The following is a 14,871-nucleotide window of genomic DNA, read 5'->3' as shown; positions in this document are numbered from 1 at the left end:
AAATCTCTAAAAACCTCTTACGTAAAAGTAAGAGGCTAATGAACATAATGAAAATAAAAAGTAATTTACATTACATCAATGTTCTTTCAAACAATATATCCAGATATACTAAGTTCCATGAAATTTTGAACTTATAAAAATATGAGACTTGATATGGCAAAATATTTTTCTAATATACCTGCAATTAAGATTTTAAATTAAGCTAACTTTACGTTAACAGCATTTAAACCTTTATCACTTTTTTGTACATCAAAAGCTACTTTATCATTCTCGCGGATTACTCTTGTGTTTAATCCTGAAGAATGTACAAATATGTCTTTACTTCCGTCTGCCGGAGTAATAAAACCGAAGCCTTTTGCTTCATTAAAAAATTTTACGGTGCCTTCTTGCATTGTAATTGTTATTAAAAATTGTGTATTATAATCTGTAAACGTTACAGATTTTATTTATGATATACTGACAGGCATTGTGTTTCCTATCAGCGGTTGAATATTTTTAAGATCCGGGAGCTTCACCGTTTGTGGTATTGAAGATGCAGGATCTGCAATAATCTCTACAGGATTGTTCAGGATTGTTTTGGCGAAATATTTTAAACTTCCCGGCATTGTAGCAGAAAAAAGCAGGTTTTGTCTTCTATGAGAAACCAGATTCAATATTTTTTTTATATGATTAGTGAGTCCCATATCAAGCATTTTATCGGTATCATCTAAAACAAACAGCTCAATTTTAGAAAGATCAATATGTCTCTGATTTTCTACATCAAGCAATCCTCCAGGTGTTGCCACAAGAATATCTACTCTTTTTCTTAGTGCTGCAAGATGGCTACCAATGGAAACCCCTTCATAAACAGAAAGCAGAGACAATGGTAAATATTTACTGTAGATTTTAAAATTCTCTTCTATCTGTATGGCCAGTTCCTGAGTTGGTGTAAGTATTAAAGTTCGTATTTCTTTATGATCCGGAGTTTGTCTTTTCAGCAACTGTAAAATAGGCATAGCAAATGCAGCTGTTTTTCCAGCACCTGTCTGTGCAGACACTACAATATCCCTTCCTGCCAAAATATGCGGAATTGCAGAGTACTGTATTTCAGTAGGTCTGGAATATCCGGCTTCTGTCACTGCACGGATAATAGGATTAATTAGATTTAAATTTTTAAAATTCATTATAAATTCCGGCATTCCCGGTATCTTAAAACAAATCTGTTGATCAGAATTTGAATCGGTGTATTATAATGACAAACAAAAGAGTATTCTTTTCTGTTCATCTTTCTCTTGCCTCAGCTACAATAATATTTTTATCTATATTACGGATGGCCCGGCAATAACGTGTCGCTCTTATCTACAATAGAACTTTATAATCTCTTATTTCCATTATGAAAACAAAGGCTATAAATTGGTAGCTGAAAAAGCAAAACTGAAAGAAAAAAGTGATTTTAAACTATGACAGAATAGCAAAGGCAGTGACCTGTTTTTATAAATGTTCTGCAAACCTACAATAAAAAAAACGAACATCACCTTATATAATTAACTGATTATCAAAAATTTATTCGTACCTTCTGCAAATTAAACGAATTGTTTGCTGACGCGGATGATTTTAAACTCCGGAATATGCAAACTTCTTTTCCCTTACCCAGCCCTTCCCCCAGAACATTAGAGTCCCATACAGGCCTTCATGTAAGAATTGCTTATTTCATTATGATACATCATAAACCTGAAATATTTAAAAATATGTTTCAGAAGATCTATACCAGGGATCAGTTTTATCTTATCCATATTGATAAAAAAGCAAAACAAGAGTTCATTGAAGAAATACAGCTTTATATCGTTCATTTTCCCAATGTTTATATTCTGGACAGTATAAATATAGTTTCGGGAGGTTTCAACATCGTTCAGGCAGAATTGAACGCTATGGAATTCCTCCTGAATGTAAGCAAAGAATGGGATTATTTTATTAATCTGAGCGGTGAAGATTATCCACTGAAATCACAAAATATTATCCGTAAATTTCTTACCACCAATAAAGGCAGGAATTATCTTTTTTATTATGATCAGAAGTTTTACAGACCAGACACGCTGCAAAGAATACAAAATCACTTTACAGAATTGGCTTATGTTATTTCATCTTTCATCTACAAAAGATCTTTTATGAAAAATGTAATACCCTATATAGGTGGCAAATGGTTTATGTTTACAAGAGAAACCTGCTTATTTTTAACAAACAACAAAACTGTAATGGATTTTGAAGACTATTATCTTCATACTTTTTTACCTGCAGATTCATTTTTCCAGACTGTTCTTATGAATACATCATTCAATGATATTATTGTCAATGATGATAAAAGAGCGGTACTTGAGACCTCCTTTTTTCAAAATACCCAGAATACATTCAATTATATTCAATCATTAAAATCCGGCAATCAGCTTTTCATCAGAAAGGTTAACAAAAAAACAGATGAAAGTATCAGAAAATACATTGAAGACAGCTATCTTACTCCCCTTCCTTATGTAAATGAAGTAGAAAGAGAATTGAAAAGAAATAACCGTCAAAACAACTGATTTTTGAACTTCATCCCCAATATGCTTAAGACAGATACTCTTTACTGCTTTTCTGCTAAATCATTATATTTGAAAGAAACATCATAAAATCTGTTTTCTTGGAATTACAATATGGAAAAGAAGCTGACTCCGGAACATGTAAAGCTTGCCACTTTAGACTGTCAGGGATTAATACATAGTACGCCGTTCGGAACTGGAAAAACTGCAGTTTTGAATGCAGTGGAACATCTTGGATATATTCAGATTGATACTTTATCGATTGTGGAACGAGCCCATCATCATACGCTTTGGACAAGAATCCCAGATTTTCAGACAGATTATCTGGAAGAACTGGTGGAAGACCGTAAAGTATTTGAATATTGGTTCCATGCTGCTTCCTATCTTCCCATGCAGGACTTCCGGTATGTTTTACCCCAAATGCTGACGATCAAAAGAGGAGAATCCCGTTACTACAATGCAGATCCTAAAGTGATGGAATATGTCATGGACACTATCCGCAATGAAGGACCTAAAAGAGCAAGAGATTTTGAAAATGAAAGCCATAAAGCCGGAAGCTGGTGGAATTGGAAGCCTGCCAAATTAGCGCTGGAAAGACTTTTCATGCAGGGAGATCTGATGATCAGCGGACGTTCCGGAATGCAGAAAACATATGATCTCGCTGAAAGGGTTTTGCTTTCTTTTATTGATACCACGGAACCTACTCCACTTGAGTTTGCAGAATATCTGGTTAAAACCAATCTGCGTGCCTATGGATTGACAACGGTAAAGCAGATTACCCACCTTCGGAAAGGAAACGACTTAAAAAAGAATGTCAATACCGTTTTAAAAACTATGCTGGATAAAGGGGAAATATCTCAGGTCAAAATAGAAGGACTCTCTTCTGCTTTTATTCGGAATGATGTTTTTGAAAAGACATTTGATCTGAAAGATTCCAATATACACCTGCTGTCTCCCTTTGACAATTCTATTATCCATCGGGATAGAATCAGGCAGATTTTTGATTTTGATTTCCGGCTGGAATGTTATACGCCAAAAGAAAAAAGACAATACGGTTACTTCTGTCTGCCCATTCTGTATGGTGACCAGTTCATAGGAAGAGTCGACTGCAAAGCTCACAGAAAAGAAAAAAAACTGGAGCTCATTCATTTACATATTGAAAACAATACTTTGGATATTGAATTGTGGCTGAAACCTTTCGCAGAAACTATAAAACGTTTTGCTGTTTTTAATGGCTGTGAATCTTTGACTTTGACAAAAGTAAGTCCATCAAAACTGAATGCTCCCGTGAAAAAAGAATTGTCCGGATTAAAGTTTAAAAAGTAATAGCTGCTTATCTGAATGTTTCTATTAAAAGACAAATCGCATTATTGAGCTCAATAATGCGATTTTATTTTTATCAGGGTAATCCCGATTAGTTTAATTTCTGATTTGTTTTCTGAACAAAATCATCCCATTGCTGGTTCAGGTAAGTGAGTGCTTTCTTTTTCTCACCGTCATTCATAGAAGAATAATTAATGGAATTGAAAACCAGTTTCTTCAGGGCTTTTAAATCCAGATCCCAATATACCTGCGTTACCCAGAAATCATAGCTGAGCCCTGTATATCCATAGACGGAAGGATCATCGCTGCTGATAGAGCATTGTATTCCATTGCTCAGTAAAACCCTTGCAGGATGATTTCTCAGGTCACTTACATATCCTAAGATCTGATTACTGATCGGGCTTACTTCAACCAGTTTATTCTGTTTTCTGATTTGTTCCATTGTTTTGGGAAAATAAATCAGATTCAATCCGTGCCCAATTCTTTTATTGTTTAACAGCGCTACATCCAAAACATTTTTATTCAGGATAGAGCTGCTTTCTCCGGCATGAAGGTAGAGAGGAAGCTCTACTCCATACTTTTTATGAAGTTCATCCAGTTTTGTCCAGCTTTTCTCAAAAAAACTGATGTTGTGCCCTGCTGCTTCATCTGCCACAAGATCAAATCCTGAGATCATATCCGGAAATTCTTTCTTCAGTTCAAATGCTGTTTCCAGTTGTTTTCCAATACTTTCATTATCTAAGAATTTAAAGCTTGAATAGATCAGTTTAAGGGTGAACTGCGGATCCGACTGATGTATTTCTTTAAGAATATCCTTCAGATCTGTGATGGAAGTTTTCAAAGGATATTTGCCATGCTGAAAATCATAAAGTTCATCAAAGATATACCTGATTTCTACGTGCTGTACTTTATCTTTTATCAGATCTTTAAATCCTTTCAGATAATATTCTTTAAAGAATGGACGGTACGGAAGCAGCAGACTGATCCTCTTAAAACGTTTTTCAAATTCAATCCAATAATCTGTATAAGAGCAAAGATTGTCACGTTTCAGTGTAAGAAGATCCTGGAGTTCTTTTTCAAAATCAGGAGTTGAGGTCAGCTTTTTATCAAGACTTACAAATCCGTTCGGAACTTTTCCGTTTTCAAAAAAAGCCAGCTGTCCGAAAATGAACTGATCATTATCTTTCTGATCATACACATAACATTCCTGATATTTTCTGGCGGCCGAAATGATCCATTTCACATCTGTTATTCCTCCACTGTGGGTATGCAGCAAACCTCCTTTCGGCATAGTCTGAAGGAATTCAAACAACTTGCTGCTTTCAATTAACGGCTTAATTTCATTAAAAGAGCTGTTATATAAAGATATTTTTTTCTTTTCCGTATCACTGAGAAACTGTTTGCGGATCTGGAATATTTTCTTATCCAAAACGATTTCCGTATCCGATAATTTTATATCAGCATCAAAGGCCATCGCCTCATTTTCTTTCTCAGACGATGCCCATTTCTGTTGATAGACAGATTTTTCCGCCACTTTAGTTTGTCCCCAAAATAGAGGTGAGCCTAAAAGTGATATATAAATAAGGTATTTTTTCATCATAATAAATATTGGAGGAGTTTTTTGTACTATCGGTTATATTTTTAACCGTTAAAAAGTAGCTTTTTACAGCAAAAATTGTGCAAAATAAAGCTATTTCAAAAATAATATTAATTTTATTAAAATCCTCAGGTAATTATTATGCTTTAATTGTTTTCTGACCGGCCTCACTTACAGGGTGTGAGGTGCGCCAATTGTGACGGAATTTTTAAGGACAACATTCAATAATGAGAAATAAAGAAACCATTTCCGAATTCTCTACTGAAAAGAAGTTCTGAACTCCAATGGAGAAAGACGGGTTTTATTTTTAAACAATTTGGTAAAAGATTGTGGATGTTCAAAACCGAGCTCATAAGCAATCTCACTTACAGACAAATCTGTGGTAGAAAGCTTTTCTTTTGCTTTTTCAATCAGTTTATCATGAATAAACTGCTGGGTACTCTGACCGGTAAGCGTTCTTAACATACGACTTAAATAATTGGGAGAAATTCCAAGATGATCTGCAACAAACTGCACGGTAGGTAATCTTTTTGACACAAGATCATTATCATTGAAATAATCATCCAGCATAACTTCTAAACGATTCAGAATGGTATGGTTGGTTATTTTTCTGGTAATAAACTGCCGTTCGTAGAACCTTTCTGAATAATTGAGCAATGTTTCAATGTGTGAAATAATAATATTCTGACTGAATTTATCGATCACCGAATGATACTCCTGCTCAATATTTTCTATAATTCCATTGATGGTAAGCTCTTCTTTTTTTGAAAGAAATAAAGCTTCATTCACTGAATAATCAAAAAAATCATACTGCTTTATGGTTTTGGCAAGTGAAGTATGCCACAGAAAATCAGGGTGAATTAATAGCATCCAGCCGGATTGTTTTTCTTTCGGACCGGAATCCGCTTCAATCCTGAAAACCTGGTTGGGAGAAATAAAGAAAAGGGTTCCTTCATCAAAATCATATTCCTGCTGGCCATATTTCAGCTTGCCATTCATTCCTATTTTTAAAGAAATCTGGTAAAAACCCAGCATCCAATTAACTTCACCAATGTCGGCAGGCCGCTTTACATCCTTATAATCGATAACACTGATCAATGGATGTTCAGGAGGATTCAGCCCTCTTGAACGGTGAAATTCCGTAATGGTTTTTATTCTTTTGATAGCCCGTCTTTCCATATCTATAAAATTACAAATTGTTTTTGCAGTAAACTTTTGTTGTAGAGTTTTTCGCACAGATGACACAGATTTTCACAAATATTTACGTTAATACTATTATTTTCAAAACTTATTTGAACTTCTCTACGGCAAAATTTTCTCTTTTTTTAATTAAATATTTACTTCTTTTGTGACTTTTGTGATTTATTTTTCCCGCAGATTGCACAGATTTTCACAAATATTTACGTTAATACTTTTATTTTCAAAACTTATTTGAACTTCTCTACGTCAAAATTTTCTCTTTTTTTTAATTAAATATTTACTTCTTTTGTGACTTTTGTGGTTTATTTTTCCCGCAGATGACACAGATTTTCACAGATGGTTGTGGTTAAAGCAGTGCGTTATTTTATTCTTAAGTGTACTTTTCAGCGTAAGAATATGGTCTTCGTCTTACTAAAATGCTTAAAAACTTTTGTGACTTTTGTGGTTCACTATTTACACTTCATCATTTTGATAGACCTCAGCAAATTCCTTTACAAAGTCGGCCAGTTTTACTTTTCCCAAAACAGGCTGATGCTGATCATAATCTTCATACAGAATCCCGCTTCCCTGAGCTGCCTGAGTTTCTACAAAACCTTTAGCCACCTGCTCATTAAAGCCCATATCAAGCCAGCTTTTCAATAATTCCTGATCTGAGATCACCTTCCACTGAAGATCCGGCTTACCGATTGAGTTCCCCAAAGCTTTCGCAATTTCATTAGGAGAAACCTCATCACTTGCTACGTAACGAACTGTTCTTCCTTCAAATGGTTTTTCAGTTTCTTCTGCAATAACAGCCGCAATATCTAATGGAGAAACCCACGGTTCTTTCTGATCTCCTCCCCAATTGGAAATAATAGCACCTTTGTTTTTAATCGTACTGATGAATGAAAACATATTGAAATAAATACCTACCGGACGAATAAATTTGATGGCAACTTCATCCGGAAGCTGCTTCAGAATCTGTTCTACATGATGATGAAACACGATAATCCCCGTCCCTTTATCCGTGTGAGCTCCAATACTGCTGAGATGAATAATTTTCTTCACTCCAGAGCGCTCCACAGCTGTTTTGTAATGGTGGCCAATTTCGCAGATCTTTCCAATAAAATCAACATCTTTATCAAAAAAATCTCCTGCTGCTTCCATGGTCTCCATTAAATAAACAATATCTGCCCCTGTAAATGCATCAGTGAGAAAATCAGGATCAAACATACTGCCTATCGCCGCTTTTGCTCCCAATGCTTCTATAGCTGACATTCTTTCTACAGTACTGCTTATCACTGTTACCGAGTGTCCTTTCTGTATAAGCTCTTCTGTAAGGGGTTTTCCGATGTTCCCGATGGAACCTGTTAAAACAATATTCATTTCTATAATTTTTTGTTAGAGCAAAATTCTGAAATACCTGTAAAGATGACTTCACCGGATCTATCTTCTTCTTAGCCAAAAAAGGAAACTTGATGAATAGATGCATTTTTTCGGTAAACAGAACACTTTTTAACACTTTTTTAATCTATAACGGTTGCACCTATTTTGAACTTTACCTACCTTTGCCTCTGGGATGCGGAAAAGATTTCATCAATATTTGTACAGCTTGTTATTTGCATTGCTTACCGTTTTAGGTTGGTACTATGGGCAAATCCAGCAGTATATTTCAACAGATATTTCTTCCGAACTTCATTTTACCACTGATCTTCTTGTTCATCAGAATAAAAGCTTCAAGGCATCTTTTGCCTTTCTTAAAAATCATGAGGCCAATGATGCTTACAATGTCAGCCATCCCCGCTACAACAAAATCAGAGCTAATCTTTCTGAAAACGACAACGAAAATGACGACAATGTAGAAACATCCGGTTCTACTGAGCTTCTCGCTCTTTTCAAAGATGGTTTCTGGCATCTGATCTCAGGTTTTGTTACTACATTTCACGACAGACAAATCGCTGTTTCACTCGCTCAATCCGAACACTTAAAGCCTTTAGATGATGATCTGTACATCCAGTACAGGGTCATCAGACTGTGATTTTATAGTAATTTTTTCGAAAACCTTATATGCTTTCAAATCCTATTTGAGAGCAGGTAACTCTATTTTTTCAATTATAAATTATTATAAAAACAAAATTTATCATGGTCAAGAAAAGTCTCATGTATATCAACTTGTGCCTTATTTTCTTGTTTGCAGGCTGTCAATCTGAAAAAAAGGAAAAAGCAGAAGCAGCATCATTCAACGTTACAAGCCCGCTTATAAAAGATACTTTGGTTAACAAAGATTATGTTGCACAAATCCGTTCTATTAATCATATTGAGCTTCGTGCCCAGGAAAAAGGATACATTCAGTCTATTTATGTAGATGAAGGGCAATTCGTACAAAAAGGGCAGCTGATGTTCAAAATTATGCCTAACCTATATGAATCGGATGTAAACCGCGCCAAAGCAGAGTCTAAATATGCACAGATTGAATATCAGAATACCAAAAACCTTTCTGACAAAGACATCGTTGCTCCTCAGGAAATGGCAATGGCCAAAGCAAAATATGAAAAAGCCCAGGCTGAACTTACTTCAATGAATACCCATTTGAGATTCACCGAAATCCGTGCTCCTTTTACCGGAATTGTAGGAAAATTACATGTAAGAAAAGGAAGCCTTGTAGACGAAGGTGAACTTGTAACGGAACTTTCCGACAACAGCAAAATGTGGGTATATTTCAATGTACCGGAAGCAGAATATCTTAACCAGATGGATGCTAAAAAGGATAACAACCCAATGCATGTACGTCTGAGAATGGCCAATGGCAAAGAATTCACTCAAGACGGTGTGGTACAAACCATAGAGTCTGATTTTGACAATGAAACAGGGAATATTGCCTACAGAGCTACATTTCCCAACCCTAAAGGTCTGTTAAGATACGGAGAAACCGGGAATATTGTCATTACTTCACCTTATACCAATGCCATGATGATTCCTCAGAAAGCCACTTTTGAAGAACTGGAAAAAAAATATGTCTATGTGATTGGCAAAGACAACAAAGTGCATGCAAGAGAAATAAAAGTAGCTGCTGAGCTGCCACACATTTATGTAGTTTCTTCCGGGCTTGGAAAAGATGACAGAATCTTGCTGGAAGGGCTTAGAATGGTTCAGGAAAACCAGAAGATTGGTTCAAAATACCAAAAACCTGAAAAAGTAATGTCGAATCTGGATCTGTACGCCGAGTAACCCAAAAACAGCATTATGTTTAAAAAAGTAATACACCGACCGGTTTTCGCTATCGTAATATCGGTTGTTATCCTGTTTATGGGAGGTATCGCCATGAAGCAGCTTCCAACAGAGCAGTTTCCAAAAATTGCCCCTACCACAGTAGCCGTTTCTATTGCCTATCCGGGTGCAAGTGCAGATGTATTGGTAAAATCATCTCTGATTACAATTGAAAATGCCATCAACGGAGTTCAGGGAATGCGCTATATCACCACCGATGCTACCAGTGCCGGAGAAGCTACTGTAAATGTTGTCTTTGATCCGGGAACCGATCCCAATGAGGCCGTAGTTCTGGTAAAAACGAGAGTAGATCAGGTAATGCCTCTACTGCCGGAGCTTGTACAAAAAGAAGGAGTGGTTGTAAACCCTATTCAGCCAAGTATGCTGATGTACGTGAATCTCTACAGTACGAATAAAAGTATGGATGAAAAATTCCTGTACAACTACTCTATGGTGAATATCATCCCGGAAATCAACCGTATCCACGGGATTGCAAAGTCTCAGATTCTGGGTAGCCGAAGATATGCCATGCGTATCTGGCTGAATCCTGACCGTATGCGTGCGTATTCTATTTCTGTAGATGAGGTGATGAAGGCTATTGGTGAGCAAAGTATCATTGGCCGTCCGGGAAGAATCGGACAGAGTTCCGGTATTGCAGCACAATCCCTGGAATATGTATTGACCTATAAAGGGCAGTACAACAAACCGGAAGAGTATGAAAATATCATTGTACGTTCCAATGCAGAAGGAGAAAATGTGAAACTGAAAGATATTGCCAAAGTAGAATTGGGAAGTGAATTCTTTGATATTTATTCCAATCTTGACGGACATCCATCCGCTTCTATCGTTTTAAAACAAAACTACGGAAGTAATGCCAATGACGTGATCAGAGATGTAAAGGCAAAGCTTGCAGAAATGAAAGGAAACTTCCCACCGGGTGTTGATTATAAAATCAGTTATGATGTGTCGCAATTCCTGGATGCCTCTATAGAACAGGTAATGCATACCTTGAGAGATGCATTTATCCTTGTAGCTATTGTGGTTTTCATTTTCCTTGGCGACTGGCGTTCTACGCTGATTCCTATTATTGCCGTACCGGTTTCTTTGATTGGAACTTTCTTTGTCATTCAGTTCTTCGGATTAACCATTAATCTTGTTACCCTTTTCGCACTGGTATTGGCAATCGGAATTGTGGTGGATAACGCCATTGTAGTGATAGAAGCTGTTCACGCTAAAATGGAAGACAGTAATATCTCGCCTTATAAAGCCGTAAAAGAAGTGATGGGTGAAATTGCAGGTGCTATTATTGCAATTACAGCCGTAATGGTTGCGGTATTTATTCCTATTTCCTTTATGACGGGTCCTGTGGGAACTTTCTACCGTCAATTTTCTATTACCATGGCAAGTTCTATTGTGATTTCAGCGGTAGTAGCGCTTACACTGACTCCGGTTTTGGCAGCAATGTTATTGAAAAACCATCATGGAAAGCCTAAAAAAGTAAATATTTTCACCAAAGCGTTAGATTCTTTTAACGGAGCATTTGATAAAGTAACAGGAAAATACGCTTCATTCCTTAGAAAAATCGTAAGCCGAAAGGTGGTAACATGGGGAATCCTGATTGCTTTCTGTGCCGGAATTGTTATGATTAATAAAGTACTTCCGGGTGGATTTATTCCGAATGAAGACCAGGGAACCATCTATGCCATTATCCAGACTCCTCCGGGTTCTACCCTGGAACAAACCAATAAGGTTTCCAGAACATTACAGAAAATCTGTATGGGAGTAGACGGTGTGGAATCTGTATCCTCACTGGCAGGATATGAAATCATGACGGAAGGCCGTGGTTCCAATGCCGGAACCTGTCTGATTAACCTTAAAAGCTGGAACGACCGTGAGCATTCTGTAAAGGAAATCATGGAAGAACTGGAAGAAAAATCAAAAGATCTTGGAGCTACCATTGAATTCTTTGAACCACCCGCTGTTCCGGGATTCGGATCTTCGGGAGGTTTCTCTATGAGACTTCTTGACCTTAACAGAACTACAGATTATCAGGAATTTGATAAAGCCAATAAAGACTTCATCGCCCAGCTTAAAAAACGTAAGGAACTTTCAGGAGTGTTCACCTTCTTTGCAGCCAATTATCCCCAGTATGAATTGGTGTTTGATAATAATGCATCCATGCAGAAAGGAGTTTCTATCGGGAAAGCGATGGACAATCTCAACATTCTGATCGGGAGTACCTATGAACAGGGTTTTATCCGTTTCGGGCAATTCTTTAAAGTATATGTACAATCATCTCCGGAATTCAGAAGACTTCCTACAGATATTATGAATCTGTATGTGAAAAACGACCGTGATGAAATGGTTCCTTATTCAGCATTTATGACCATGAAAAAGACTCAGGGGCCGAATGAAATCACCCGCTATAACATGTACAATTCCGCAGCAATCCGTGGACTTCCGGCAGCAGGTTATACGACAGCAGATGCTATTCAGGCTATCAATGAAACGGCAGCAAAAACATTACCTCACGGATACAAAGTGGCATGGGAAGGATTGTCTTATGATGAGGCACAGCGTGGTAATGAAGCCATTTATGTCTTCCTTGTTGTTTTGGTATTCGTTTATCTGGTTCTGGCGGCTCAGTACGAAAGTTTCCTGATTCCGTTTGCAGTACTTTGTTCACTTCCGGTGGGAGTTTTCGGGTCTTTCTTATTATTAAAAGCGATGGGACTGGAAAATGACATCTATGCACAGGTAGGATTGATTATGATTATCGGATTACTGGGTAAAAATGCGGTACTTATTGTAGAATTTGCCGTGAAAAGGCGTCAGGCCGGAGATTCTATTCTTGAAGCCGCTGTAGAAGGTTCCAAAGCGCGTTTCAGACCCATTCTGATGACTTCTTTCGCCTTTATTGCAGGATTGGTTCCGCTTGTTTTTGCAAGGGGTGCCGGAGCCATCGGAAATCACACCATCGGAGCATCCTCACTGGGTGGAATGCTTATAGGAACACTATTCGGAGTGATTGTAATTCCGGGGCTCTACTACATATTTGCCAAGTGGTCTGACGGTAAAAAAATGATTAAAGACGAAGATGAATCTCCATTAAGCGAAGACATGATCCATTATGAATAAAAGAAAAATATATCAATATGCAGGTCTGGCAGTCTTCTTATTAAGTCTTACTGCCTGTAAACCTATCGAAATAGAACAGCGTGCTGAAAATAAAACCGTCCCTGAAAAATACGGTTCAGCAGAAAATGATACCCTCAATACAGGAAAAATGAAGTGGAATGAATATTTCAGTGATCCTCACCTTCAGGAACTGATTACTCAGGCTCTTCAGAATAATCAGGAACTGAATATTGTCCTTCAGGAAATTGAAATGTCTAAAAATGAAATCAAAGCCAGAAAAGGTGAATATCTTCCGTCTGTAGGTTTAAAAGCTGGTGCAGGTGTAGACAAAGTAAGCCGCTACACCAATATCGGAGCGATGGAAGCCAACACAGAAATAGAACCCGGCAGAGAAATGCCTGAGCCTTTGTTTGACTTTGGAATAGGTGCCCAGGCACAGTGGGAAACGGATATCTGGGGTAAACTTCATAATGCTACAAGAGCACAGGTACAGCGGTATCTTGCCAGCATTGAAGGAAAGAACTTTATGACCACTCATCTTATTTCAGAGATTGCAGATTCTTATTATGAGCTGCTGGCACTGGATAACGAACTGGTCATTTTGAATCAGAATATCAAAATTCAGAATGATGCACTGGAGATTATCAAAGATTTAAAAAAGAATGCCAGATCCAATGAACTGGCTGTACAAAGATTTGAAGCGCAGGTTCTGAAAACCCAGGGGATGCAGTATGACATCCAGCAAAAGATTGTTGAAACTGAAAATAAAATCAATTATCTGGTGGGCAGGTTTCCGCAATCTGTGGAAAGAAGTCAGGATTCTTTTGATTCTGTTGTTCCACAAGCTGTTTACGGAGGAATACCTTCTGAGCTTTTGGAAAACCGTCCGGATATTAAACAGGCTGAGTATGAGCTGGCAGCAGCCAAGCTTGATATCAAAGTGGCTAAAGCAAGATTCTACCCTTCTCTTGATCTTTCTGCAGGAGTCGGTTTACAGGCTTTTAATCCGCTGTATATCATCAAGCCTCAGTCGTTTCTGTTTTCTCTTGCCGGAGAGCTTACGGCTCCTCTGATTAACCGAAGAGCAATTAAGGCGGCTTATTATAATGCCAATGCAAAGCAAATCCAGGCGGTATATCATTATGAGCAGACTGTTTTGGGAGCTTATATTGAGGTAGCCAATCAGTTATCTAAAATTCATAATCTGGAAAGCAGTGTGAATATCAAAACAAAGGAAGTGAATGCTTTAACAAAGTCTATTGATATTTCTAACGATCTGTTCAAATATGCCCGAGCTGATTATATGGAAGTTTTGCTGACTCAGCGGGATGCGCTGGAATCAAGGTTTGAGCTGGTGGAAAAGAAAGTGAACCAACTTAAAGCAAGCGTTGCAGTATACAGAGCACTTGGTGGTGGCTGGGATCAGAATTCTCTGGAAGTCCCGGACATTCGTAAACAATAAATTCTTTTCAATCTTGTTTTTATAGGAGTCTGCCGAGAGGCAGGCTTCTTTTTTTAGGTTTTGGCTGAAGCCTGATGAATTTTTTAATCTTCGGTAAACGGGCTAAAGCCCGTTCCTATTGAATATTTTCATTTTTCCCACAGATTTCACGGATCAACACAGATGTTTGAGTATATTTTTTACATTCACAATTCATAATTCACAATTTATAATTCATAATTCATAATTCTATTCTAGCTCTGATAGCAGCGGTTACCCCACAGCAGGAAGTGGTTTCAACCAGGAGCGAGGAGTATGAGCGGATAGCAGGATCAAGCTCCTGATGCCTGATCTTATGATTAACAATGCTATAA

11 protein-coding genes are annotated in these 14,871 nt (G+C 37.4%); 6 read left to right on the top strand and 5 right to left on the bottom strand.

Features of this window, described 5'->3' with window-relative positions; translation table 11 throughout:
- Positions 1–197: 197 nt before the first annotated feature.
- Together JOE44_RS00145 and JOE44_RS00140 are read right to left on the bottom strand one after the other, a co-directional pair.
- On the bottom strand, positions 198–392 hold the full coding sequence (locus JOE44_RS00145; RefSeq protein WP_209783802.1) for a cold-shock protein: 195 nt from the start codon (positions 390–392) through the stop codon (positions 198–200).
- Between the two features lie 54 nt (positions 393–446).
- Positions 447–1,178 (bottom strand): DEAD/DEAH box helicase, encoded by a 732-nt coding sequence (locus tag JOE44_RS00140; protein ID WP_245169663.1) that lies wholly within the window; start codon positions 1,176–1,178, stop codon positions 447–449.
- Positions 1,179–1,607: 429 nt separating this feature from the next.
- Here JOE44_RS00140 and JOE44_RS00135 point away from each other — a divergent pair, with 429 nt between their 5' ends.
- Both JOE44_RS00135 and JOE44_RS00130 read left to right on the top strand, forming a co-directional pair.
- The gene (locus tag JOE44_RS00135; protein ID WP_209783801.1) at positions 1,608–2,555 is read left to right on the top strand and encodes a beta-1,6-N-acetylglucosaminyltransferase; all 948 of its coding nucleotides are present in this window, start codon (positions 1,608–1,610) and stop codon (positions 2,553–2,555) included.
- Positions 2,556–2,666: 111 nt separating this feature from the next.
- Complete coding sequence (locus tag JOE44_RS00130; protein ID WP_209783800.1) at positions 2,667–3,878, top strand: crosslink repair DNA glycosylase YcaQ family protein; 1,212 nt, start codon at positions 2,667–2,669, stop codon at positions 3,876–3,878.
- A gap of 88 nt (positions 3,879–3,966) precedes the next feature.
- Here JOE44_RS00130 and JOE44_RS00125 read toward each other — a convergent pair whose 3' ends face one another.
- The 3 genes from JOE44_RS00125 to JOE44_RS00115 all read right to left on the bottom strand — a co-directional run bounded on the left by JOE44_RS00125 (position 3,967) and on the right by JOE44_RS00115 (position 8,037).
- A complete protein-coding gene (locus JOE44_RS00125) occupies positions 3,967–5,475 on the bottom strand; it encodes an adenosine kinase (protein ID WP_209783799.1) in 1,509 nt (502 codons plus the stop codon).
- Between the two features lie 255 nt (positions 5,476–5,730).
- Positions 5,731–6,651: an AraC family transcriptional regulator gene (locus tag JOE44_RS00120; protein WP_209783798.1), complete on the bottom strand. Its 921-nt coding sequence runs from the start codon at positions 6,649–6,651 to the stop codon at positions 5,731–5,733.
- 474 nt (positions 6,652–7,125) lie between these two features.
- Positions 7,126–8,037, bottom strand: a complete 912-nt coding sequence (locus JOE44_RS00115) for an NAD(P)H-binding protein (RefSeq protein ID WP_209783797.1) — start codon at positions 8,035–8,037, stop codon at positions 7,126–7,128.
- Between the two features lie 217 nt (positions 8,038–8,254).
- Here JOE44_RS00115 and JOE44_RS00110 point away from each other — a divergent pair, with 217 nt between their 5' ends.
- The 4 genes from JOE44_RS00110 (at position 8,255) to JOE44_RS00095 (ending at position 14,518) form a co-directional block, all read left to right on the top strand.
- Positions 8,255–8,689, top strand: coding sequence for a hypothetical protein (locus JOE44_RS00110; protein WP_209783796.1), 435 nt, complete (start codon positions 8,255–8,257; stop codon positions 8,687–8,689).
- 104 nt (positions 8,690–8,793) lie between these two features.
- Entirely contained in the window at positions 8,794–9,879 is a 1,086-nt protein-coding gene (locus JOE44_RS00105; RefSeq protein WP_209783795.1) for an efflux RND transporter periplasmic adaptor subunit, read from the top strand.
- 15 nt (positions 9,880–9,894) lie between these two features.
- Positions 9,895–13,056 (top strand): efflux RND transporter permease subunit, encoded by a 3,162-nt coding sequence (locus JOE44_RS00100; protein ID WP_209783794.1) that lies wholly within the window; start codon positions 9,895–9,897, stop codon positions 13,054–13,056.
- Positions 13,049–14,518: a TolC family protein gene (locus tag JOE44_RS00095; protein WP_209783793.1), complete on the top strand. Its 1,470-nt coding sequence runs from the start codon at positions 13,049–13,051 to the stop codon at positions 14,516–14,518. The genes JOE44_RS00100 and JOE44_RS00095 overlap by 8 nt, the downstream gene beginning before the upstream one ends.
- Positions 14,519–14,871: the final 353 nt, after the last annotated feature.

This window comes from Chryseobacterium sp. PvR013, assembly GCF_017833095.1.
Classification (GTDB): Bacteria; Bacteroidota; Bacteroidia; order Flavobacteriales; family Weeksellaceae; genus Chryseobacterium; species Chryseobacterium culicis_A.
Note: the sequence above shows the minus strand (reverse complement) of the source record. Positions and strands in the feature narration are given on the sequence as shown.